Genomic DNA, 21,223 nt, shown 5'->3' with positions numbered 1-21,223 from the left:
AAGTTGCTGGTGTATTGTGCTGAGTTTGCTGCAGGGCGTTGCCGCTCTTGTACTGAGATAGAACAGGATTATTCCCTGCAATTGCAGCACAAACAGCAGCAGTGGTTGTCATTGCTGGCGCCATTTGCTCCTGAGCAGGTGCTTGCCCCTTACCCAAGTGCGGAGTCCGCCTTTCGCACCAAAGCTAAGATGGTGGTGTCGGGCTGTTCTGAACATCCGGTATTGGGCCTGTTATTGAATACAGGTGAAGCCGTCGATTTAACCTCCTGTCTCCTGTATCCCGCCGCCTTTGCGCCGGCCTTTGCCCTGGTGCAGCAATTTATTCAGCGCGCCCGGTTGCAGCCTTATCAGGTGGCTGAACGTAAGGGCGAACTGAAATTTATTCTGCTCAGTCAGTCCAGTTCCAGCGGTCGTTTTATGCTGCGTTTTGTGCTGCGTTCGCAAAACCACCTGGCGGCTATCCGCAAACATTTGCCCTGGCTGCAACAGCAATGGCCTGAACTCGAGTTGTGCTCCGTTAATTTGCAGCCAGTGGCGATGGCGCAGCTGGAAGGCGAAACAGAAATTCTGCTGACTGAAAACAGTTATCTGGCAGAGCGGTTAAATCAGGTGCCTTTGTATCTGACCCCACAAAGTTTTTTCCAGACCAATCCGGCGGTGGCAGCTGCCTTGTATCAGACTGCGGTGGACTGGACTGCTGATTTGTCGCTGCATTCGGTGTGGGACTTATTCTGCGGTGTGGGCGGTTTTGGCCTGCACCTGGCCAGCAGCAGGCCGGGTATTCAACTGACCGGTATTGAAATTTCAGCGGCAGCTATTGCCAGTGCCCGTAAAGCGGCTGCCGAGCTGGCACTGGAGCAGCCAGATTTTATGGCGCTGGATGCGGATGCCTTTGCATTGGCGCAGCAGCAAGCGCCGGATTTATTGTTGGTCAACCCGCCCCGGCGTGGTCTGGGATCGGTACTCTGTAACCAATTGCTAAAGCTGGCCCCAGAGTATGTGTTGTATTCCAGCTGTAATCCACAGAGCCTGGCCAGAGACCTGACCAACCTGACCGCTGACTACCAACTGGTGAAAGCCCAGCTGTTTGATATGTTCCCTCACAGCCAGCATGCCGAAGTGCTGGTGCTGCTGCGCAAAAAATAATTTGCAGTTTTTCTGTTGCTGTACCTGATCTGCTGCTAGGTTTTTATCAGAATTATCAAATGCCTGATATTCATACACCACTTTTCTTGGATTGGAACTAGGAGAACGAGGGATGCGTAAGAACCTGCCTGTTACCACTGTAGAGCGGACCTTTCCGAAAGAACAACAACTGATTTCTTCCACCGATATCAAAGGCAGCATAGTGCATGTCAACGATGCCTTTGTCGCGATTAGCGGTTTTTCCCGCGAAGAGCTGATTGGTAAACCTCACAATATAGTCCGTCATCCGGATATGCCGGAAGCGGCGTTTCGCACTATGTGGAGCTACCTGCAACAAGGTAACCCCTGGATGGGACTGGTGAAAAACCGCTGCAAAAACGGTGATTACTACTGGGTAAATGCTTACGTCACGCCTGTGACTGAGCATGGCAGGGTAGTGGGTTATGAATCGGTGCGTTCTTTACCCAGCCGCGAGCAGGTCAGCCGGGCTGAAGCCTTGTATCAGGCCTTTAACCAGGGCAAAAAGGTCCGCCAGGTCGCCTCCGAATGGCCGACGGATCTGAAATGGGAGGCCGTACCATTTTTGTTAATTTTGGTGGGTATAGTGCTGTGGTATTGGCAGGATGCCACAGACGCTATTTGGCTTTTTTTGCTCAGTACCCTTGGTGCTGTGTGGTTGGGGTTACGTCGTTACCGCTCTGCATTGGAGAAACTGAAGACGTTAAACCCCAAACCTTTTATGGACGAGTTGGCGGTGCTGTCGTACACCGAGGACAGTGGTCTGCTGGGTAAACTGGAAGTGGCGCTGATGGCCGAGCTGGCGCATCTGAATGCGGTGATCACCCGGATAGAAGACTCATCGACTGCGGTGGCTAATAAGGCCAGTTCTGTGATGAATATGTCGGTGCAGGCGGCCGACAGTATCCGGCAGCAGCAGCAACAGACAGAACAAGTCGCCACGGCGATGAATGAGATGACCACCACCATCGCCGAAGTCTCTGCTCATGTACAGGACACTGCGACCCAGGCTGAAGATGCCGACCAGTTGGCGCGGCAAGGGGCCAGTGTGGCGAACCAGGCCCGGCAGGCTATTTTGCAATTACAGCAGACGGTCAACAATATCAGCAGTTCAGTGGGCGAACTGGCGCAGCAAACCTCCACCATAGTGGCAGCAGCACAAATGATTGAGCAAATTGCTGAACAGACCAATTTGCTGGCGTTGAATGCGGCTATTGAGGCGGCCAGGGCTGGTGATCAGGGCCGGGGTTTTGCTGTAGTGGCTGATGAAGTGCGGCAGCTGGCGTCACGCACCACCAATTCCACCAAAGAGATTTTTGCCATCATCCAGCAATTGTCTGATAAAGCCAAAACTGCGGTGCAAGTCGCACAGGGCGGGCAAAAAGATGCTGAGCAGGGGGTGGCACAGGTCAACCAAACCGAACAAATGTTGTCAGGCATTACCACGGCGGTGACCAGCATCGCCTCTATGGCTGGTCAGATGGCTGCAGCTGTCGAAGAACAAGCCCATGTGGCGGAAGATATTAACCAGCAGTTGGTCAGCATTTCTGATTTAGCGGGCAGTTCATTGAGAGATGGCAATGCGGTCAGCGAGCTGGGCCGTGATTTACAGGCGACGTCTGAGCAACTGCACGAACTGGTTGAACGTTTCCGCAAATCTTAACGAAGCGCGGAGCTGCATTCTGCAGCTCCTGCTTTAGTGTTTCTGACAGCCTTGTGGTGGCGTTATGCTCAGCAGTTGCCAATGGTAGCTGTCCTGCTGACGTTCCAGCACAAAGACCTGACCGTAATCCTGCTCTGTTAATTCGGGGGCAGCCTGGCGGCTGAGTTGTGCCAACAAAGCTGGCACTGTGTTGCTATGTCCCACCACCAGACTGTTTTGACTGGTCGCTGCAAGTGCCTTAAGCAGGCTGCTGAAATCTGCCGCCGGATAACTTTGACTTTGCGCTTCAGGCCACTTAGACGCCATCCGTTCAGCTGTTTCCCTGGTGCGGTTTAAGCCGCTGTGCCATACCTGCAGAACAGGCGCAGGCACCAATGCCGCCATGGCCAGCGCTTGTTGTTGCCCACAAACAGATAAAGCTGGGTCTTGGCTGCCCGACTGTTTTTCGGCATGTCGTACCACCACAATCTGTTGCGGCCAGGCCTGTAACTGAAAGCAGGTCGCCATCGTCAGAAAGACTGCAATTTTTTTCAACAACATTAACCCCTTTTTTTCGGCTGATTCGTCTAATTCGCAAACAACCAACGGAGAAGAATGATGGCGAGCTTAACTTATACCCACAGTAGTCAGCAATTGGTCGTGGCAGTTGCTGGGGCGGCCGGCATGACCTTTTTACTTTTTGCAGTGATGCAGGCGTTGTTGGGCCAGCAGGCGGTGCCGGTATTTCGCCCAGCCACTGAGCCTGTCAGCCTGGCATGGGTGCGGCCGGACCGGCCAGTCGAACAAACCAAAAGGGTGTTGCCCACACCGCCACCACCAGCTCAGCCTCCAGCCACAGCCCAGCGTATCGGTCTGGGCGGCGAAGATCCGACACTGGTGGCTGTGGTCGCGTTGGCTTATGTGTGGCAGCAGGACAGTTATTATCAAATACAGACTGTGCAGCAAACAGGCTATCACGAGGTGCAGCTGCATCAGTTGTCTGCCCAGAAGCAGGTAACTGCGGTGCCTGGCTGGCAGCAGCGTTACCGGCAATACGAGCAGGCGCGGCAGGATCTGCAACAGCAGCAGGCGTTGTTGGGGCAGCTGTTGTTTGAACAGCAGCAATGGCAGGTGGCGGTCTGTGATCAATTGTTAGTGAAACTGGATCAGCAGCTGGCGGAGCAGTTGCGCCAGGATCAGGTGTGGCGCCAGGGTCAGACTGTCGAGCTGGTACGTGGACAACAAGGCCAGATCCTGGCCATACGCAGCAGCGCCCAGCCACTGCATTGTGCGGCAGGCTAAAACAGGCTGAGGAAAAAGTCAGGCTGAAGGCATCAGCAAAATTGAGTACACTGCCGCTAGTTTGAGCAGGAGTGTGTTGATGTCGTTTGACCCCTTACGTTATGTGGCGGCTTACCCGGCCAGTATTCAGCAGCAAGTGGTGCAGCTGGTGGAACAAGGCCGGCTGGCTACAGTGCTGAAAGGGCGTTATCCCGAACTAAGCCATCCTATTCAGACCGATCAGGCGCTGTATCAGCTGACCCAACAACTGAAACAGCGTTTTCTGAAATCCAGTGCTCCGCTCAGCAAGGTCTGCTTTGACAGCAAATTACATCTGGACAATAGTCTGGGTTTACACACACAAATAAGCCGGGTGCAGGGCGGCCGGCTGAAAGCCAAAAATGAAATTCGGATCAGTGCTTTGTTTAAAAAGCTGCCTTTTGCCTTGTTGCAGATGGTGGTGGTGCACGAGCTGGCTCATCTGAAAGAAAAAGATCATAACAAAGCTTTTTACCAATTGTGCCAGCATATGGAACCCCAGTATCATCAACTGGAGTTTGACTTACGGCTCTTTCTGACCCTGAGGCATCTGGAGACCCACATATGACTCAACCGGACTGTACACAGCTCTTTGTCTATGGCTTGCTGACCTTTCCTGTAATTACTAAAGCGCTGACAGGTCAGCAGTTTGCTCAAGCAGACGCTTTGTTGCCTGGCTACAGGCGGTATGGCTTGAGCAAAGATCTGGACGCAGGTGCGGTGCCGGTGTTGCTGGCGGACAGTGAGGCTGAACAAGCCGGAATGCTGTTGTCAGTTTTGAACGCTGACCATTTGGCGGTGCTGGATTTTTTCGAAGAAATCGACAGTGGTTTATACCGGCGTGAGCTGGTGCGGGTATACGCCAATCACCAGTGGCAGGACGCCTGGGTCTATCTGGCTGGGCCTTTGCTGGAGCCTTTTGCTTTTGGTCAGTGGCACCCTGAGCAGCTCAGCAGCGAGCAGGTGCAGCTGGTGGCAGAACAACAAATTCCTGAACTTTTGCAGCAATACCAGTTGCTGCAAACCACAATTAACCGCAGGGGCGAAGCTCCAAACTAAGGGTTCTGGTGTGAGATTAACTGTATTACTGGCGGGCGCCTTCTGTTTGTTTTCCCTCCAGTCTGTGGCCGCGTCTTTGGATCAACTGGCCAATGATTTTGACCAGCAGTTCCGGCAGCAATTAAAGAAAGCCAATGTGCCAGGCGCGGCTTATGCCATTGTTAAAGACAATAAAATCATCAAAGTCGGCGCTTATGGCGTTCGTTCTGTGGGTACCAAAGCCAAAGTGGATGCTTATACGGTATTCCGGCTGGCCTCGGTATCCAAAACCTTTACCGGCCAGCTGGCCTCTATGCTGGTGCATCAGGGGCGTTTTCAGTGGCAAGACCCGGTGACCCGTTATGTGCCCGCGTTTTCGTTTAAAGGTGCAGCACCGACGAAAGCATTAAAAGTGGAACATCTGGTGTCGCAGAGTACAGGCTTGTTTCCAAATACCTATGATGATTTGATTGAAGCCAACGAAACCCCTAAACAAATTCTGCCAAAGTTTCGTTATGTGAACCCAAGGTGTTCACCTGGAAAATGCTACGGCTACCAGAACGTGATGTTCAGCCTGATCCAACCGGTGATGGAAAAAACCACAGGACAAAGCTTTGAAAGTCTGATGGAGCAAAAGCTGTTTAAGCCACTGAAAATGCCAACAGCCTCAGTGGGTTATTCGGCATTTCTGGCGTCGAAGAACCGTGCTATGCCGCATGTACGGGTCAAACGGGGCTGGTCTGAAACCAAAGTGAACCCGAGTTACTACCGGGTCAGCCCGGCCGCCGGGGTCAATGCCAGTGTGATGGATATGAGCCAATGGCTGATGGCGCAATTGGGCCAGTTCCCCACCGTATTATCGCCGGTGATGCTGCAGGATGTGCGGCAGAAACGGGTGAAAGTGGCGGATGATTTAGGGGGGCGCACCTGGGGCCAATACGTCAGTACCTCGCATTATGGACTGGGTTTACGTATTTTTAATTTTGCTGGCAATGAAGTGTTTTATCACGGTGGTTGGGTCAAAGGCTACCGCACCGAAATGGCCTATTCGAAGCAAAAAGGGGTTGGCCTGGTGGTGCTGATCAATGCGGAAACCAATCTGGTCGGGGATATTTCCACTTACTTTTGGTCTCGGCTGTTAAACGCCAAACCTCAGACGAAAAAGAAAATGGCGGCGCTGATGCAACCGGAATTCACCCCGGACATTTTTGATGCACAATGGGAGCCTGAACTAGCAGAGTAGTTTCGGCGGCAACTGCTGCTATAATCTCAAACCGTAACTTATTCATTGTGAAGGAATATCAGTTCGTATGGCAAATGGCGCCCAGAGTCAGTCCGGTTATGTGAAGACGGTAAAAACCCTGCTGAGCAAAATTCATGACTTAACCCCAATCAATGACTCTGTCTACGAAGTAGCAACAGACTACTTCCGTCATGCCAAACAACAGGATGATAAACACCAGCAACTAGTGCAGCAAATCCGCCAGTTGGAGCAAAAGCTGGAGCAAGGCGATAAAAGCGATGCCTTGCAAAAGCAGCTTGCTGAGGCAACCTCTGCCTACAAACTCTACTTACGTATGCTGGATGACAGCCGGGTGGAACGCTTTCGGGCTCTGAAAGCAATCTGTCTGACAGTCCTGGATTTGTCGGAAGGGGACAGCTTTGAAGAAACGAACCAGCTCAGTTCCAAATTGCTCGGCACTATTCAGCTGTTGTCGCCCAGTTCAGGCAAGTACATGGCATCGGTCAATCAACGTCACAAGCACTTGTACAAAGGCATTTTAAGCCTGCGTTTACTGGACCGTTTGTTGCTGGATAATGAACTGCAAAATGATTATGTGCTGGCAAAAGTAAGAGCAGAAAAAGAAAAACTGGATTTACCTGATATGGGTTACAACGGCCAGTATTCGCCGTTCCGACACGATGTGCAGGTGCCTTTGCTGATGGCGGCCATGTTGCAGGATATTGGCACTTTTCACCCGGACGCTTTGCATATTCTGCGTGGCCCCGAAGGCGATTTGAATGAGTTTCGGGTGCTGGACGATGCTGACCGGGTTGAACTGCTGAAAATTAACTATCAGGAAACGCTGAACTATGTTGTTAAGGGCCTGTCCTGTGACCGCTATGTCGGCAATTCGAAAGAAGAGCGTGAACTCTTTAATAAAAACGAGCAGGACAAGCTGAACTTTGTGTTTACCTTGCTGAAAAATGCCATCAAGCCAGAAGGTGGGGTGGGCAACCTGCTGAAGATCCCGCAAATCTATACATCCGTCGTGTTATCCACCAAAGCCAACCACAGTTATGAGTCGCTGCCTAAAGCGGCATTGGTGCTGCAAAGTGGGGTGGAGCGGGGCTATTACCATAAAGCCGCCGTCGAAGCGCTGCTGCAAATCACTGGTATGTTTCCGCAAGGTTTTGGTATTACTTATATTCCGAAAGACTCTGATAAACGTGATTTGGACAGATACGAATACGCCGTGGTGGTGTCCTTGTATCCGGCCGCGGCCGATATGCCGATTTGCCGGGTTGCCACCCGTAATCTGACCTTTAGCCAGACGGCGTCGAATGTGGTGATCAGCGTGGAAAATAATCTGTATTTCCCACAAGCGCGGAAAAAACTGGAAGTGATGAGCAAAGAGCGTCTGCTGGAAATTCTGAGCAAGCTGGTCTCCAATTTTGAAGAGCGGAAGAATATGGATCTGTTACCAAAGTGCTGGTTTCCCGATGAGTATTTTTCCTATGGAAAACACCAGAACCTGTGGAATAAGACCAGCACTGTGTCTAATTGATGGGGCTGTACCCAACCTCTGAATTCAGGCAAAAAAAAGCCCGGCGTAATGCCGGGCGAAAAAAAGCGGTCCAGGGAGATAGTTGTAACCGCTTGCGCTAGTACAGAGATGCCAGACCTGGCAAAACCGGGAAGTTAATCTGTCGCTAGCCCCCTATCGACCCCCACCTTGGCAAAATGTTCAATTTATCTTGCCTGATACGGCGTGTTGGTCGTGGCGCCAGCCCCAGCTCAAATTCAATAAATGCAGTATAACGACGCGGTGTTAGTTGATAAAACGGTTTAATTTGATGGTACTCATCAAAAAAACTGTTTAATTAACGGGCAGGTCTTTTAAAGGATATGCTCAGCGTTCCAGGCTGAAGGCCAACCAGGTCAGCAGAGCAACCTGATTGGTTGGCAAAGAAGGCATTGTAAAAGAGACGTCTACAGTCGCCTCTCGGTTAACAGCGCAGGAAAAAGCAGGCATAGATTTGTTGCCGGTAGCAGTCAGTGGTTTTGAATTCCCGATAACCTCGCCCTGGCGCTATCGCGACTAACCACTCCTGTTGCTGTAAGCGGATTTTCTCTGTGCAGGTTGTTTCCAGTGCCCGCTTCAATAAATCTGCCGGCAATTGCAGCTGGCTCATCACTGGCCACAATAGCTCTGAACTGGACGCCAGTACTTTGCCTGAGGCTTCGATAAAGCAGGCGGAAAAGCCATCACGTACTTCACCTTGCCCGTTTTTGGGGAGAACATCGGTCAACATTGCACTGAACTGGGGCGCACTGTCGAATGCCAGTGCGATACCACCACAAGCTTGTTGGCTGTGTTCCGGGAAAATAGCTGCCTGATAAACATAAGTGGCCCGGCCTTGATACAACTCGCTGGGCTGAAATGGACTGACGTGATAAAGCTCTGCTGCATCCAGTTGCAGGCAGGCGTCAGCCGTGACTGAGGCCGGTAATTGCGGCAAGGCCGAAGGCACGGAGCAAGCCAGTATTTTCAGTGTCGGATCAAACAAATAGATGCCGGCATAGACACTGTACAGTTGATTGATATAACGCAGTTCTTCAGCCAGTTGCTGCTGCAAAGCGGCAGGGTCTGGTTGCTGCAGTGCGCTGCGAAAACGAGGGTTTTGTGCCCACCAGCGGCAGTCGTTGGCACGTTCATATAAATTGCGCTCCAGCATATCTGCGGCTTGCACCGCCATGGTCTGCAGCTCTTGCAGCTGGCTTTGCAGCACAGTCTGGCTTAACTCGCTGACGGAGCTGCTGAAGACCTGATGCATATTGCGACCAATGCCACGGATAGCATCCAGCACAGGCACAAACTCACTGGCGGCTTTGCGCGCTGCAGCGATCACCCCATTGAGCACAATCAAATCTAGCTCGTCACTGACCCTTAATGAATCCTGGCGGATTTGCTGCAGCTGCGGGAACAAAGCGCCGACGTCCAGTGTTAAGGCCGACGATTGTGCCGCAGGTTGGCTGAGTAGCTTTAACGGCGTCCAGAGTTGCAGTTGCCAGCCGGGCCCCAGGTAGCCTTGATAACCCTGACTGAGCGCCGGACTGACCAGATAAAGCTCACCTTCCAGCGTCTGAAGGCAGCGTTTTGGCAGCAGGCTGACCGGGCTGTCCAGCTGCTTGCTTTGGAATAACAATCGGCCTTTGGAGCTGACCAGCCGAAAGAACTGCCCCAGCTGGTCAGGCAGCAGCTGCTGGCTGATCGCCTGCACTTCATTACTGAATTTAAAACTGAGGCAAAGTACACCCAGCACAGCGCCGCTGGCGCCGGTCACGGCCTGCAAATACAGCAGCGCATTGTCTTTATCGGTAAATAAGGCGCTGGGGCCGCAGTACTCGACAAACTGGCCTGGTGTGGCCAGCGCCTGGTTCAGGTAGCTGTCGATGCCTGCAGGCTCCGTCCGCTGGTCTTGCAGACGGCAGAGTAACTGGCCTTGCGGGCTGAACAGCAATACATCGTCATAGACAGAATAAAAGCGGCAGTAGAGGCTCAGATGGTGCTGCAGCTGGGCCTTATCCCTTGGCTCCGCTTGCTGTAAATACTGGCTCAGTACGGCGTCTTTGGCCAAAAAGCCAATATCGGCGGTACGTTCAAACAGATTGCGGGTCAACAGATCCAGTGCCAGCTGCACGCAAGCCTGGTCGGCCTGCAGTTGTTTACGTCCTTGTTCCTGCAGCAGTTGTTCCACCAGATCCTGTTGCAGTTCTTCAAAGCGCAGGCGGGTTTCGTCCATACTGTCGAGAATAGTGGAACCCACTTTCAGACAGTTGATTTTGCCAATCAGACTGACTTTGCTCCACCAACTGTTGAGTTGTTGCAGCTGACTTTCATGCTGACCAACATTTTGAAAACACAGTTTCAGTTCATTTTTATATTGCGTAAGGAATTCTTGCATACAACAACTTCTTCAGTGGTACTGCCCGGTTGATCCGCCGAAGTTTATGCAAGGCTGTTGCCAATTTTTTCAGATTTATTGTTTTTGTTTTTTCAGGTACAAATCCAGATAAAAATCCAGACTGATACTTGGGTTGGTTTCGGCAAACTTTTGCTTCTGGCCTGGTTTAAATTTCCAGCTCAGTGGCGTCATCTCCAGTAGCGCCAGCAGTTCAGCGACAGGGACCTGTTGCAGTTGATAACTCAGCTGTTGCCTTTGCTGATGGCTGAACCCCTCCAGTTGGGGGATCGCGTCGCTATGCAGTCTGACATCTGGGTACACCTGTTGCTTCAGTTCCACCAAATGCTGCGGGGCCGCACTGATAGCAAGCAAGGCCGCACCATCTTTACAGACCCGGGCCAGCTCCTGTGGCTCACAAGGGGCACAAAGTTTAAGCACTGCATCAAAACTCTGGTCTGCAAAAGGCAGATGCCAGGCGCTCGCCACGCAATACTGCACGGCTGGGTAGGCTTTGGCGGCATAACGTACGGCAGTTTTTGCGATATCGAGCCCATAAACGGCCGTTTCGGGCAAGGCCTGCTGCAGCCTGTTGCTGTAATAGCCTTCTCCCGACCCCAGATCCAGCAGGGTGGCTGGATGCACAGATGCCAACAGCTGGTTGACTGCATCTGACAATGGCTGGTAATGCCCGGCATTGAGGAATAAGCGCCTGGATTGCATCATCTCAGCCGAATCACCCGGCACCTTGGAGTTCTTTTGCTGCACAGGCAACAGGTTGACATAACCTTCCCGTGCCCGATCAAATTGATGGCGGTTGACGCAGGCCAGGCCCGCAGAATTGGCGCTCAGCGCTTCAGCACAGACAGGGCAGCGGTACATCAGAGCTCCCGCTTTTGCAGTAAGTCCCACTTGTTGCCATAGAGGTCCTGAAACACCACCACAGTGGCGTAAGGCTCTTCCCTTGGCGCTTCCAGAAACTCAACGCCGGTTTGTTGCATACGCTGGTAATCGCGGTAAAAATCATCGGTTTGCAAAAACAGCCAGACGCGACCGGCCCCTTGTTGACCAATCTGCACTTGTTGCAGAGCGGTACTGGCTTTGGCTAACAAGATAGCGCTCTCTTTGGCGCCACGTGGGCGAATCACCACCCAGCGTTTGTTTCCTTGCGGGCTGTCTTCCACCAGTTCGAAGCCCAGTTTGCCAAGATAAAAGGCCAGTGCCTGATCGTAATCATCAACCAGCAAGCTGACTAAGCTTAAGTATTGGTGCATGCAAAGACTCCGCGCGGAAAAGGGCTGTATGCTACCCCTTCGTGTGGCAGGGAGCCAGAGATTTTGCCGTTCATCACCGGCTGACGTTATAATCTGCCTCTGTTGTTGCCGCTGACGGCGCTTTGAGGAATTCACCCATGTCGACCCCTGAATTGGAACTCTGGACCCTGGACGAACTTTGTGACCATGCGTTTGTCATTTTTGAAGAGCTGGCTGAGGAGAACCTGAGCCCGGCAGATTTTCAGCTGTATCTGCAGCATGCGGACGCTTCAGCTTTTGTGGATCTGGTTGACGCGACCGCGGAGTGGGAAGACTGGTTTGCGGTTGAGCTGGAACCAGAACTGCACTTGGAAGCCCGTATCGGCCTGGCAGAGGTGGCTGGTCAGCCAGAAATTCTGCTGGCCCGTATTCTGCTCAGTAAAGAAAAACACGAAACCCTGTGCCATGCCCGTTGGCGTGGCCAGGAGTAACAGGCCTGCACTGCAAAATGGTATTGAATTTTTCAAATCCTCAGTTTGCCTGCAAGCATAAAACGCCTAAACTAAGAAAATCAGCTGGTTATATGCGTTTAATGCAGTGAGGGACGCTGTTTGAGTCTGACCAAATTTGATTTCAGTAAATTTTTCGATTTGCAGGTGCTGGTGATTGAACCAGACCCTGCTGCATCGCATTTGATGAAGCAAATTTTGCAGGGCCTGGGCATGAAAAAGCTCGATATGGCCCGTTCTGCAGAGGAGTTGCTGAGTCTGGAGCATGCCGCTCCTTATGACATCATTTTTCTCGATTACGACGCAGATCCCGGCCAGACTGGCCAGGATCTGGTGGAACGTATTATTGATAAACAGCTGCTTAAAGCCTCCAGCCGGCTGGTGCTGCTGGCCACTCCGAATGATCGTCTGCGTTATGCGCTGGATTACCCCTTTCATCAAATCAGTCTGTTGGACCGACCCTACAATAAATTCCATATCGACGATGAGCTGAAACAACATGTCAAACTGGCTCCTTTTCTAGAGCCTGTGCTGACACTGGTGCAAAAGCGGCGTTATGTCGACGCTTTTAAGCTCATTACCGAACTGCAGCAAAAAGCCGGTGCTGACACACCGGCTCAGCTGTTACCGCTGAAGGTGGCTGTGTTACTGGAACTGGGTGTGTTTGATGCCGCCAGCGGCCTGATTAAAAATGCCTGTGCCCGGCAACAGGGTTGGGCATTGTGGGCGCAGTTTCGTATCGATTATGAAAATGGTGACTTGGAACCTTGCCAGGAATTTCTGCAAAACCCTGCGGACGAACTGCAGAAATACCAGGAAAAACGTGAATACTGGTCGGTGTTCCTGGCGTTGAACCAGAACGACTTTACCGGCGCCGCCCAGATTGTCAGTCAGATCCCGGCCGCAGGTATGTCGCTGCGAATGGCTCAATTAGTGCAATTGGTGTTGGTATTGGCTGGGCAGGAAGATCAGGCGATTGAGTTTATTGAACGCAAACGTCGCTTGATTGGCTCTGGCTATGGTTTTTGCGCTTTGAGCCTGAGTTTATGCCGGGTGCTGTTGTATCTGCATCAGTTTAAACAGCGCCATACCGACGCCTTGTTGCAGCTGCTGAATCAGACCTTTAAACAAGTGGTGGCAGATAAAGAGGTGCAGTCGTTTGCCGCCGAAGTGGTCTGGTTGCAGGCGAGCTTAGTGCAATTGAATTCCGGCAATGCGGCGGCAGAAGAGTTTATTGAACGTCAGCGCAGTCATCTGGAAAGTATGCAGATGTCGTTACCGGCTTTGTGCCACGCGGCTGTACTGCTGCATCGTCTGGATAAACACCAGGCTGCTTTTGAGTTAATGCTGCGCGCTAATCGTTTGCTTAGTCAATTGCCGTACACCACGGCCCGGGTTTACGTTGAAGCTTTGTACCGTCAGAGTTTTCAGTTGATTTACCCACCCGAACAGCGGGCAGGAGCTTGTAGCCGGATGGGACAACGCTATCAGCAGGATACAGAGCTGAAACTGGCGGCCAAAATGTATTACAGCGCCTACCAGTTGGCACCAACAGAAATGGACTATCAACTGCAACTGGCCCATTTACTGAGCCAGCTGAAGCTGACCAAATTTAAATCTTTTCAGCTGCCTTAGATGTCGCTGTCGTCACTTCGGCGGATGGGGATGGCGCTGTCCAGCCCTGTTCCAGCAAATAGGCCAGCCGTACTGCCGCCTGTTGCAAGCGTTGCTCCAGTTGCGGTAAATGCGCAGCGGTGTACTGCTGATCGACCAGCATACCTGGCTTGTAACCCTGATAAATCAGTTTGACCAGCATCACCGATTCATTGGCCCAGTCCAGCACATTGACCGACTGCCACTGCTGCTGTTTCGCCAGTAAGTCCTGGTACAGTGCTTGTTGTTTCTCATCCGCGCTGTAACCGGCCTGCTCCAGAATCACGTAATCCCACACGCCGTGCAGGTTCGACGGTTGGCCATTGAAATACACTGCGGTTTTGTTGCCCCCCAGGTCGTTGGCATAACCGGCGTGCAAAGGCTGGTGCAAATCGCCGACAAAATGACCGGTGAACAGCAGTGCTTCTAACTGCGCTCTGGATGGTGCAAATGGCACTAACTTTTTGCTTTGCTGCGAAATAGCCGACAACACACAGCCTTTTTCCGGGCAGTGCGCCATGCTGACGCTGTTGTCGGTGCGCTGAATATTGACGTAGTGCCACATGGCTGTGTGTTTGTATTCAGGTAAAGCCCGTACCTGATCTGGCCAGGAGCAGGCCTTGCCAAAGTGTTTTTCCTCATGAAAGGTCAGCAGCTTATCCACTTTTTGTTGGGACGCCGGGCTTAACAGTTTGTAAGCCATATCGCAGACCATTTGGTGGCCAACAGGACCAAAGGCGAATGCCGGAGCTGCGCTCAATGCCACTACCAACGCCAATAAATGTCTCATCTTATTCCTCTACCCGTTGTTCTATCCGTATCTGTGAATGCTGTTGCGCCAGCAGCGGATCCAGCTCCCGCAAGGCCTGCTGCATTTGCTGTTTCAGCGTATAAGGCGGGTTAATGACCAACATGCCCGAACCGGTCATGCCAAAGCCTTCGCTGTCGGACAGTGGGCTGTATTCAATCCGCAACTGATTGCGGATACCGGTATTGGCGATGGCGGTCAGAAAGGCTTCAACGGCGCTGCGTTCTATCACCGGGTACCAGATGGCATAAGTCGCCTGCGGAAAGCGCTGATAGGCCTGCTGCAAGCCTTTTACCAGATCCTGGTATTCGGTTTTCAGTTCATAAGGTGGGTCAATCAGCACCAGGCCACGTTTGGCCAATGGCGGCAGCATGGCTTTAATGCCGTGCCAGGCATCCATTTTTTCAATGCGGCAATGGCGGCGCTGGACAAACTGGCTGGCCAGGATCGGGTGATCGGCTGGGTGCAATTCTGTCGCCTGAATGGTATCGCCTGGGCGGCATAACTGCGCGGCAATTTTGGGAGAACCCGGGTAAAACTCCAGGCTGCCGTCGTTCAGGCTTCTGACCAATTCAATATAAGCGGCCAGTTCAGGGCTTTTGGCCTGGTAGTCAAACAGTCGACCTATGCCGGTTTGGTATTCCGCGGTTTTCTGCGCTTGTTCGCTGTGCAGGCTGTAGAAACCAGCTCCGGCGTGGGTGTCATGGTAGCAAAAAGGTTTATCTTTTAATTTCAGATAATTAAGTATGGCTACTTGCACCAGATGTTTGACCACGTCGGCATGATTGCCGGCATGGTAGCTGTGGCGATAACTCAGCATAAAAAGACCTGCTCGAAAACAAAACGCAAGCATACTGGCTGGCGCGTGAAAGGCAAGCTTTGTGCGGCCTGCTACTGTGGTGGAACGCGACAAACTGCTACACTAAGCGCCATTTTTTACCGCCTTGGATCCACTATGACCGAACACCGTTCCAGCAAACGTCGACCTGCAGCACGTTCTGAAAGCTCAGGCCTGATGCAAAAACCCTGGGCCGCCAAGCCACTGCAGGAGTCAGGCAGTAAAAAGCCGGTTTCCGCCAAAGTACTGAAACAAAACCGCAGCGAAGAAGCCAAAATCTATGGTGAAAATGCCTGCCGGGTTGCCTTTGAACAACGGCCGGATGCACTGGTCCGGCTTTATCTGAATGAGCAGCTGGCGCCGAAATTCGCCGATTTAATGAAGTTTCTGGCGAAGTCCAAAAAGGCTTACCACATTGTGTCTGACGATGAACTGGAGAAGATCAGTGGCAGTCAGCATCACGGTGGTGTGGTGTTGTTGCTCAAACGTAAGCCGGTACGTTCTGTCGCTACCTATCTGCAGCAACCGAAAAAACGCGATTGTCTGCTCGCGCTGGATGGGGTGGGTAACCCGCACAATCTGGGCGCTATTGCCCGTACCTGCGCGCACTTTGGTATCAGCGGTATTCTGATGAAAGAAGCTGAACTACTGGCCAATGGCGCCGCCGCCCGCACGGCGGAAGGTGGGGTGGAGTTTGTCGAAGGCTTACATTGTGACAGCCTGCCGCTGGCGCTCAAGCTGTGTAAAGACGCGGGGTATACCCTGGTAACCACCTCCAGCCATGGCGGTGAATCCCTGTATAAGACTAAATTGCCGGCCAAAGTGGTGGTGGTGTTTGGCGAAGAGATGTTTGGCGTGTCGCAGTCGGTGGCCAAAGCGGCCGATATTGCGCTGCAAATTCCCGGTACTGGCCATGTTGAATCGTTAAACGTCAGCGTGGCGGCCAGCCTGATCCTCGGCGAGTGGTATCGCCAGCAAAGCTAGCCTTGTTTAGCTTTACGGAAGTTAAAACAGCAAGCTGGACCAGCAAGACTGCAAAGGACTGGTTAGCACAGGTAAATAGGCGCCCAGTGCCAATATACTGCTTAACGCCATAAAGCCGAGGCCTGCGGCCCGTAATTCGGTTTTTGTCATGCTGAATGTCCTCCTGCTGCAGTGACTATGCAGCAAGGCTGCGCAGAAGTGGCAGGCGGACGTGACCAGAGGCGATGAAAAGGGATAAGCGGAAAGCCCGGAGCTTAAATCCGGGCTTTGACTGAAGCAGGATTAGTCCTTGTTCAGCTTGACTTCGCCTTTAATGTCTTTGATCTCCACTTCACCTGAACCATCTTGTTCCAGAATAAAGCTGCCCGCTTGCTGCACGCTGATACTGCCAGAGCCGTCGGAGATACGGACAGTGCCGCCCACATTGCGTAGGTTAATTTCCCCGGAGCCGTCGTTGATCGCTACATCACCCGCCACCTGTTGCACCTCGATTGAACCTGAGCCATCGGTGATAATCAGCGAACCGGTCAGATTACTGATTTGGATGCCACCGGAGCCGTCTTCAATTTTGACGGACGCGCCGCCGTGAAGCTGAATGTCCCCTGAGCCATCTTCAAGGTCGATATCGGCTGTCATGCCACTGATGCTGATATTGCCTGAGCCGTCGTCCAGGTCCAGCAGCAGCGAGGCCGGCACTGTCACTTCCAGATCAATGCGCGGAGACTCACCGGTACAAATACCAAAGCATTTGCCGTCCGTCTTCGCCATTAACATGGCATGATCACCTTTGCTTTCCAGGCTCAGCTGCACCTGAGATTTATCCTGGTAATAGAGTTTGGCGCTGACATCAATCTGGCTTTGGCCTGCTTTGCCAATAATACGCAGGTTACCTGCCTGGCTTTCTACGGACAGTGTTTTAATACCACTGCCGCTGACAAACAGCTGCTGGCTTTCTTGGTGGGTGGGTTCAGGGCTGGACGCATTAACATGCACCACACAAGCGCTCAGCAGCAAGGGAACCAGGGCGACGGGAACTATTTTTTTCATCAGACTCTCCTTTTTTATTAGTCTGCCGTATAGCCCAGCCTGAACGCAAAGCTAAAAATTACATCTATTCAAAGGGTTATACTTTGTTACTCTTTAATGGCCACAGCGATGCTGTCAGCAGGAGTTATGAAGGGAGGGGCGGCTGCTAAGGCAGGAACGGGCAAACTGGCACTGCGGTAACGCTGTAATAACAGTTGAACCCGGCTGACATAACGCTGCGTTTCGGTGTAAGGAGGAACGCCCTGATACTGCCTGACTGTCTCAGGGCCGGCATTGTAAGCGGCCAGCGCATGCCCAAGCTGATTGGGGAAACGTTGCAGTTGCTGCTTCAGATAAGCCGCGCCTGCCTGAATGTTTTCTGCGACATTCAGGCTGTCGGCCACCCCCAATTCCCTGGCTGTGGCTGGCATTAACTGCATCAGGCCCAAGGCTCCGCTGGAGGAACGGGCCTTGGGGTCAAAGCCTGATTCTGCATGGATCACCGCGCGCAGCAGCGCGGGGTCCAGTTGCTGCAAGCGGGCGGCTTGTTGTATCTGTGGCTGATACTCGGTTAAAAACAATGGGGTCGTTGTCCAGTCCAGCTGTGCTTGGACCCTACAGGCCAGGCAATCGTATTTTCTGAGCAGAAACCTTGTGCCTGCTGGCGCTTTGTCGGTGAATACGGTGATACCTTTGCTGTCCTTATACTGGTACACCAGCACAGGTTCGGCTGCACAGAAGCTGTGGTTCAGCAAAAAAAGCGCAGCGCCAAGCCAGCTAATGCCTTGAACTGTCACAATTTGCCCCCATGCTTTGAGCTGAGTTTCTTTCAGTCTAGTGCAGAAGTCTGGGCTGGCAGTGTTGCTCAGTCAGGTTGAGTTTTGTTTAATCATTTAAATTGATTAGATTTATGGATTTAATTCGTTGTATTAAATAATTCAGTCGGACTACACTGTGCAACATCTGATGTATGTTCAATTTCACTAACCAACATGGAGTATGACAATGTCTTCTATTATCAACACCAAAATTAAGCCGTTTAAAGCCACTGCTTTCCACCATGGCAAATTCGTTCCTGTCACTGATCAGGACCTGGCTGGCAAATGGTCTGTTGTGGTGTTCTACCCAGCTGACTTCACTTTCGTATGTCCAACTGAGCTGGGCGACCTGGCTGATTTCTATGCCAAGTTCCAGGAAATCGGTGTTGAAGTGTACTCAGTTTCTACTGACACTCACTTCACTCACAAAGCGTGGCACGATGCTTCTGAAACCATCAAGAAGATCAACTACCCAATGATCGGTGATCCAACTGGTACTATCACCCGTAACTTCGGTGTGATGATCGAAGAAGAAGGTCTGGCTCTGCGTGGTACTTTCGTGATCAACCCGGAAGGCGAAATCAAAGTTGCTGAAATCCACGACCTGGGTATCGGCCGCAGCGCTGCAGAACTGTTCCGTAAAGTTCAGGCTGCTCAATACGTTGCAAACCACGATGGCGAAGTATGTCCAGCTAAATGGACTCCGGGTGAAGCGACTTTAGCTCCATCTCTGGACCTGGTTGGTAAGATCTAAGTCTGAAAAGACCATGGGGCTGACCTCCAGCCCCTCGTTATAAAAGCTGGCGCAGGCCGCCAGCTTCTTTCCGAATTAAGTATGTTTTGCCCGTGGGATTTGTCCCGCATGGCGAAGCTTTGCCGAAAAGGCAGTAGCAGCAGACCAGTAGTGGCAGCAAAAGGAGTCGAATATGTTAGATGCAACCTTAAAATCTCAGTTACAGACGTATTTGCAATACCTGAAAAGCCCGGTGGAGCTGGTTGTTGCATTAGATAACAGTGATAAAGCCGGTGAAATTAAAGCCCTGGCTGCGGATATCGCTGGCTTAAGCCCGCTGGTGTCTGTCAAAGAAGAAACTGACATCACAGTCCGCGCACCGTCGATGGCTGTGCGTGGCACAGCGAAAAACAGCCTGATCCGTTTTGCCGGCGTGCCGCTGGGTCACGAGTTTACTTCACTGGTGCTGGCCTTATTGCATTCAGGTGGCCACACCATTAAAGAAGAGCAGGCGGTGCTGGAGCAAATTGCCGGCCTGACCGATGAACTGAACTTCGAAGTTTTTGTGTCCTTAAGCTGCCAGACCTGCCCTGAAGTGGTGCAGGCGCTGAACGTGATGGCGGCAGTGAACCCGAAGATTAAAACCACCATGATTGATGGTGCAGTGTTCCAGGACGAAGTGAGCAAACGCAACATTATGGCGGTGCCTACTGTATTCCTGAATGGTCAGCAGTTCTCGCAAGGTGCAATCAGCCTGACCAATATCCTGAACAAAGTGGACAGCAATGCGGCAGCCCGTCAGGCCGAAGCACTGAAAACCAAAGCCCCCTACGACATGCTGATTGTCGGTGGTGGCCCGGCTGGTGCGTCAGCGGCGATTTATTCAGCCCGGAAAGGCCTGCGCACTGGTGTGGTGGCTGAGCGTTTTGGTGGTCAGGTGGCGGATACCGTAGGTATCGAAAACTTTATTTCTGTGAAAGAAACTGAAGGGCCAAAACTGGTAGCGAATTTAGAAGCCCATGTCCGTCAGTATGAAGTGGACGTGATGAACAGCCAGAAAGCGGTGAAGCTGAGCCAGGGCACTGAACATCTGGAGCTGGAACTGGCCAACGGAGCGGTATTAAAAGCCAAGAGTCTGGTGTTATCGACCGGAGCCCGCTGGCGCGAAATGAACGTGCCGGGAGAAAAAGAATACCGTGGTAAAGGCGTCGCTTATTGCCCGCACTGTGACGGCCCGCTGTTTAAAGGCAAAAAAGTGGCGGTGATTGGTGGTGGTAACTCTGGGATTGAAGCCGCACTGGACTTGTCACTGATTGTTGAACATGTGACTGTGCTGGAGTTTGATGCCAGTCTGCGTGCAGATGCCGTGCTGGTGAAAAAAGCCGAATCTACGCCAAACATCACCATTATTAAACAAGCGCAAACCACAGAAGTGCTGGGGGATGGCAACAAAGTGGTCGGCCTGCAGTACACAGATCGTGCGACAGGTGACAGCAAAACAGTCGAGCTGGCAGGTATCTTCGTGCAAATTGGCCTGGTGCCAAACACTGAATGGCTGCGCGGAACTATTGAGCTGACCAACCGTGGTGAGATTATCGTCGACGGCCATGGCAAGACCTCATTGAATGGTGTCTATGCGGCTGGCGATGCCACCAACACCCCATTTAAGCAAATCATTATTGCGATGGGTTCTGGTGCCACTGCAGCTTTAGGTGCTTTCGATCACCTGCTACGCAGTTAATCCACTGAAACTATTCAAAAGGGCTGGTTTAATACCAGCCCTTTTTGTTTCAGGCGGCTTTGGACGCTGGCGTTACAGCCCCTTTGCTGATGGTGTAGCCCAAGGCAAAATAAATCATCAGGGTGTGAAACACCACCACGCTAAAAAAGCTCAGCACTGCATCGCTTAAGGCAATCGCCTGCATTGAACCGACACTGATAAACACCAGCGCCGCCTGCAACAGTGCGTCCAGCATGGCGAGGCCATAGGTGAGCCGTGGCCGGTCTGACAGCTGTAAAGGAGGATGCTGGCCCTGGTACCAGCGAACCAGCCAGAGGCAGAGCAGTGGTGGCGCCAGCACATCGGCAACAAAACCCAGCCGGACAGGCTGCACCGCATGAAGCAACGCCACACCGAGTAACACCACAATGCTCAGCGCCAGGTAACGGGGTAGAAAAAACAGTAACATCAGCACACTCCTGCAAGCCAAGATAAAGCCAGCATAAAGCACAGGCTCCTGGCTGGCGTTA

22 protein-coding genes are annotated in these 21,223 nt (G+C 52.2%); 12 read left to right on the top strand and 10 right to left on the bottom strand.

From position 1 onward, the window contains the following. Positions 1–9 precede the first annotated feature (9 nt). Both rlmC and ACFO3I_RS08415 read left to right on the top strand, forming a co-directional pair. Positions 10–1,146, top strand: coding sequence for a 23S rRNA (uracil(747)-C(5))-methyltransferase RlmC (gene rlmC, locus ACFO3I_RS08420; protein ID WP_377333460.1), 1,137 nt, complete (start codon positions 10–12; stop codon positions 1,144–1,146). A gap of 112 nt (positions 1,147–1,258) precedes the next feature. Beyond that, the gene (locus ACFO3I_RS08415) at positions 1,259–2,827 is read left to right on the top strand and encodes a methyl-accepting chemotaxis protein (protein WP_377333292.1); all 1,569 of its coding nucleotides are present in this window, start codon (positions 1,259–1,261) and stop codon (positions 2,825–2,827) included. A gap of 33 nt (positions 2,828–2,860) precedes the next feature. Here ACFO3I_RS08415 and ACFO3I_RS08410 read toward each other — a convergent pair whose 3' ends face one another. Beyond that, positions 2,861–3,361, bottom strand: a complete 501-nt coding sequence (locus ACFO3I_RS08410) for a SixA phosphatase family protein (protein ID WP_377333290.1) — start codon at positions 3,359–3,361, stop codon at positions 2,861–2,863. Positions 3,362–3,424: 63 nt separating this feature from the next. Here ACFO3I_RS08410 and ACFO3I_RS08405 point away from each other — a divergent pair, with 63 nt between their 5' ends. The 5 genes from ACFO3I_RS08405 (at position 3,425) to ACFO3I_RS08385 (ending at position 7,953) form a co-directional block, all read left to right on the top strand. Beyond that, the gene (locus ACFO3I_RS08405; RefSeq protein WP_377333288.1) at positions 3,425–4,108 is read left to right on the top strand and encodes a hypothetical protein; all 684 of its coding nucleotides are present in this window, start codon (positions 3,425–3,427) and stop codon (positions 4,106–4,108) included. Positions 4,109–4,187: 79 nt separating this feature from the next. Continuing rightward, positions 4,188–4,694, top strand: a complete 507-nt coding sequence (locus ACFO3I_RS08400) for a YgjP-like metallopeptidase domain-containing protein (protein ID WP_377333287.1) — start codon at positions 4,188–4,190, stop codon at positions 4,692–4,694. Continuing rightward, positions 4,691–5,185 (top strand): gamma-glutamylcyclotransferase family protein, encoded by a 495-nt coding sequence (locus tag ACFO3I_RS08395; protein WP_377333285.1) that lies wholly within the window; start codon positions 4,691–4,693, stop codon positions 5,183–5,185. The genes ACFO3I_RS08400 and ACFO3I_RS08395 overlap by 4 nt, the downstream gene beginning before the upstream one ends. A 10-nt stretch (positions 5,186–5,195) precedes the next feature. Then, the gene (locus ACFO3I_RS08390) at positions 5,196–6,407 is read left to right on the top strand and encodes a serine hydrolase domain-containing protein (RefSeq protein WP_377333284.1); all 1,212 of its coding nucleotides are present in this window, start codon (positions 5,196–5,198) and stop codon (positions 6,405–6,407) included. 67 nt (positions 6,408–6,474) lie between these two features. Then, positions 6,475–7,953, top strand: a complete 1,479-nt coding sequence (locus ACFO3I_RS08385; protein WP_377333282.1) for a hypothetical protein — start codon at positions 6,475–6,477, stop codon at positions 7,951–7,953. Between the two features lie 442 nt (positions 7,954–8,395). Here the strand turns inward: ACFO3I_RS08385 and ACFO3I_RS08380 are convergent, their stop codons facing one another. From ACFO3I_RS08380 to ACFO3I_RS08370, 3 genes are all read right to left on the bottom strand, one after another. Next, positions 8,396–10,354: a cache domain-containing protein gene (locus ACFO3I_RS08380; RefSeq protein WP_377333280.1), complete on the bottom strand. Its 1,959-nt coding sequence runs from the start codon at positions 10,352–10,354 to the stop codon at positions 8,396–8,398. A 75-nt stretch (positions 10,355–10,429) separates the two neighbouring features. Further along, positions 10,430–11,233: a 23S rRNA (guanine(745)-N(1))-methyltransferase gene (gene rlmA / locus ACFO3I_RS08375; protein WP_377333278.1), complete on the bottom strand. Its 804-nt coding sequence runs from the start codon at positions 11,231–11,233 to the stop codon at positions 10,430–10,432. Then, positions 11,233–11,625: a VOC family protein gene (locus ACFO3I_RS08370; RefSeq protein WP_377333276.1), complete on the bottom strand. Its 393-nt coding sequence runs from the start codon at positions 11,623–11,625 to the stop codon at positions 11,233–11,235. Before ACFO3I_RS08370 ends, rlmA begins: the two co-directional genes overlap by 1 nt. Before the next feature lie 137 nt (positions 11,626–11,762). Here ACFO3I_RS08370 and ACFO3I_RS08365 point away from each other — a divergent pair, with 137 nt between their 5' ends. Beyond that, positions 11,763–12,095 (top strand): DUF440 family protein, encoded by a 333-nt coding sequence (locus tag ACFO3I_RS08365; RefSeq protein WP_377333274.1) that lies wholly within the window; start codon positions 11,763–11,765, stop codon positions 12,093–12,095. A 120-nt stretch (positions 12,096–12,215) separates the two neighbouring features. Beyond that, positions 12,216–13,748 (top strand): hypothetical protein, encoded by a 1,533-nt coding sequence (locus ACFO3I_RS08360; protein ID WP_377333272.1) that lies wholly within the window; start codon positions 12,216–12,218, stop codon positions 13,746–13,748. On the opposite strand, the gene ACFO3I_RS08355 is transcribed toward ACFO3I_RS08360, so the two are convergent. Then, on the bottom strand, positions 13,726–14,556 hold the full coding sequence (locus tag ACFO3I_RS08355) for a S1/P1 nuclease (protein ID WP_377333270.1): 831 nt from the start codon (positions 14,554–14,556) through the stop codon (positions 13,726–13,728). The genes ACFO3I_RS08360 and ACFO3I_RS08355 overlap by 23 nt on opposite strands. Before the next feature lies 1 nt (position 14,557). Continuing rightward, a complete protein-coding gene (locus ACFO3I_RS08350; RefSeq protein ID WP_377333268.1) occupies positions 14,558–15,394 on the bottom strand; it encodes a 23S rRNA (adenine(2030)-N(6))-methyltransferase RlmJ in 837 nt (278 codons plus the stop codon). A gap of 135 nt (positions 15,395–15,529) precedes the next feature. Between ACFO3I_RS08350 and ACFO3I_RS08345 the strand changes: the two genes are divergently transcribed. After that, positions 15,530–16,396, top strand: a complete 867-nt coding sequence (locus ACFO3I_RS08345; protein ID WP_377333266.1) for a tRNA/rRNA methyltransferase — start codon at positions 15,530–15,532, stop codon at positions 16,394–16,396. Between the two features lie 21 nt (positions 16,397–16,417). Here the strand turns inward: ACFO3I_RS08345 and ACFO3I_RS08340 are convergent, their stop codons facing one another. The 3 genes from ACFO3I_RS08340 to ACFO3I_RS08330 form a co-directional block, all read right to left on the bottom strand. After that, positions 16,418–16,546 (bottom strand): hypothetical protein, encoded by a 129-nt coding sequence (locus ACFO3I_RS08340; RefSeq protein WP_377333264.1) that lies wholly within the window; start codon positions 16,544–16,546, stop codon positions 16,418–16,420. A 132-nt stretch (positions 16,547–16,678) separates the two neighbouring features. Further along, entirely contained in the window at positions 16,679–17,443 is a 765-nt protein-coding gene (locus tag ACFO3I_RS08335; protein WP_377333262.1) for a hypothetical protein, read from the bottom strand. An 86-nt stretch (positions 17,444–17,529) separates the two neighbouring features. Then, positions 17,530–18,219 carry a lytic transglycosylase domain-containing protein gene (locus ACFO3I_RS08330; protein WP_377333261.1) on the bottom strand — a complete coding sequence of 230 codons (690 nt, stop codon included), beginning with the start codon at positions 18,217–18,219 and terminating at the stop codon, positions 17,530–17,532. A gap of 208 nt (positions 18,220–18,427) precedes the next feature. Here ACFO3I_RS08330 and ahpC point away from each other — a divergent pair, with 208 nt between their 5' ends. Then, positions 18,428–18,994, top strand: a complete 567-nt coding sequence (ahpC, locus tag ACFO3I_RS08325; RefSeq protein WP_377333260.1) for an alkyl hydroperoxide reductase subunit C — start codon at positions 18,428–18,430, stop codon at positions 18,992–18,994. Positions 18,995–19,166: 172 nt separating this feature from the next. Continuing rightward, on the top strand, positions 19,167–20,714 hold the full coding sequence (ahpF, locus tag ACFO3I_RS08320; protein WP_377333259.1) for an alkyl hydroperoxide reductase subunit F: 1,548 nt from the start codon (positions 19,167–19,169) through the stop codon (positions 20,712–20,714). A gap of 49 nt (positions 20,715–20,763) precedes the next feature. Here the strand turns inward: ahpF and ACFO3I_RS08315 are convergent, their stop codons facing one another. Next, entirely contained in the window at positions 20,764–21,162 is a 399-nt protein-coding gene (locus ACFO3I_RS08315; protein ID WP_377333257.1) for a hypothetical protein, read from the bottom strand. Positions 21,163–21,223 lie beyond the last annotated feature (61 nt).

The organism is Rheinheimera marina, from assembly GCF_042654345.1.
Taxonomy (GTDB): Bacteria; Pseudomonadota; Gammaproteobacteria; order Enterobacterales; family Alteromonadaceae; genus Pararheinheimera; species Pararheinheimera marina.
This window is presented reverse-complemented; position numbering and strand designations above follow the sequence as displayed.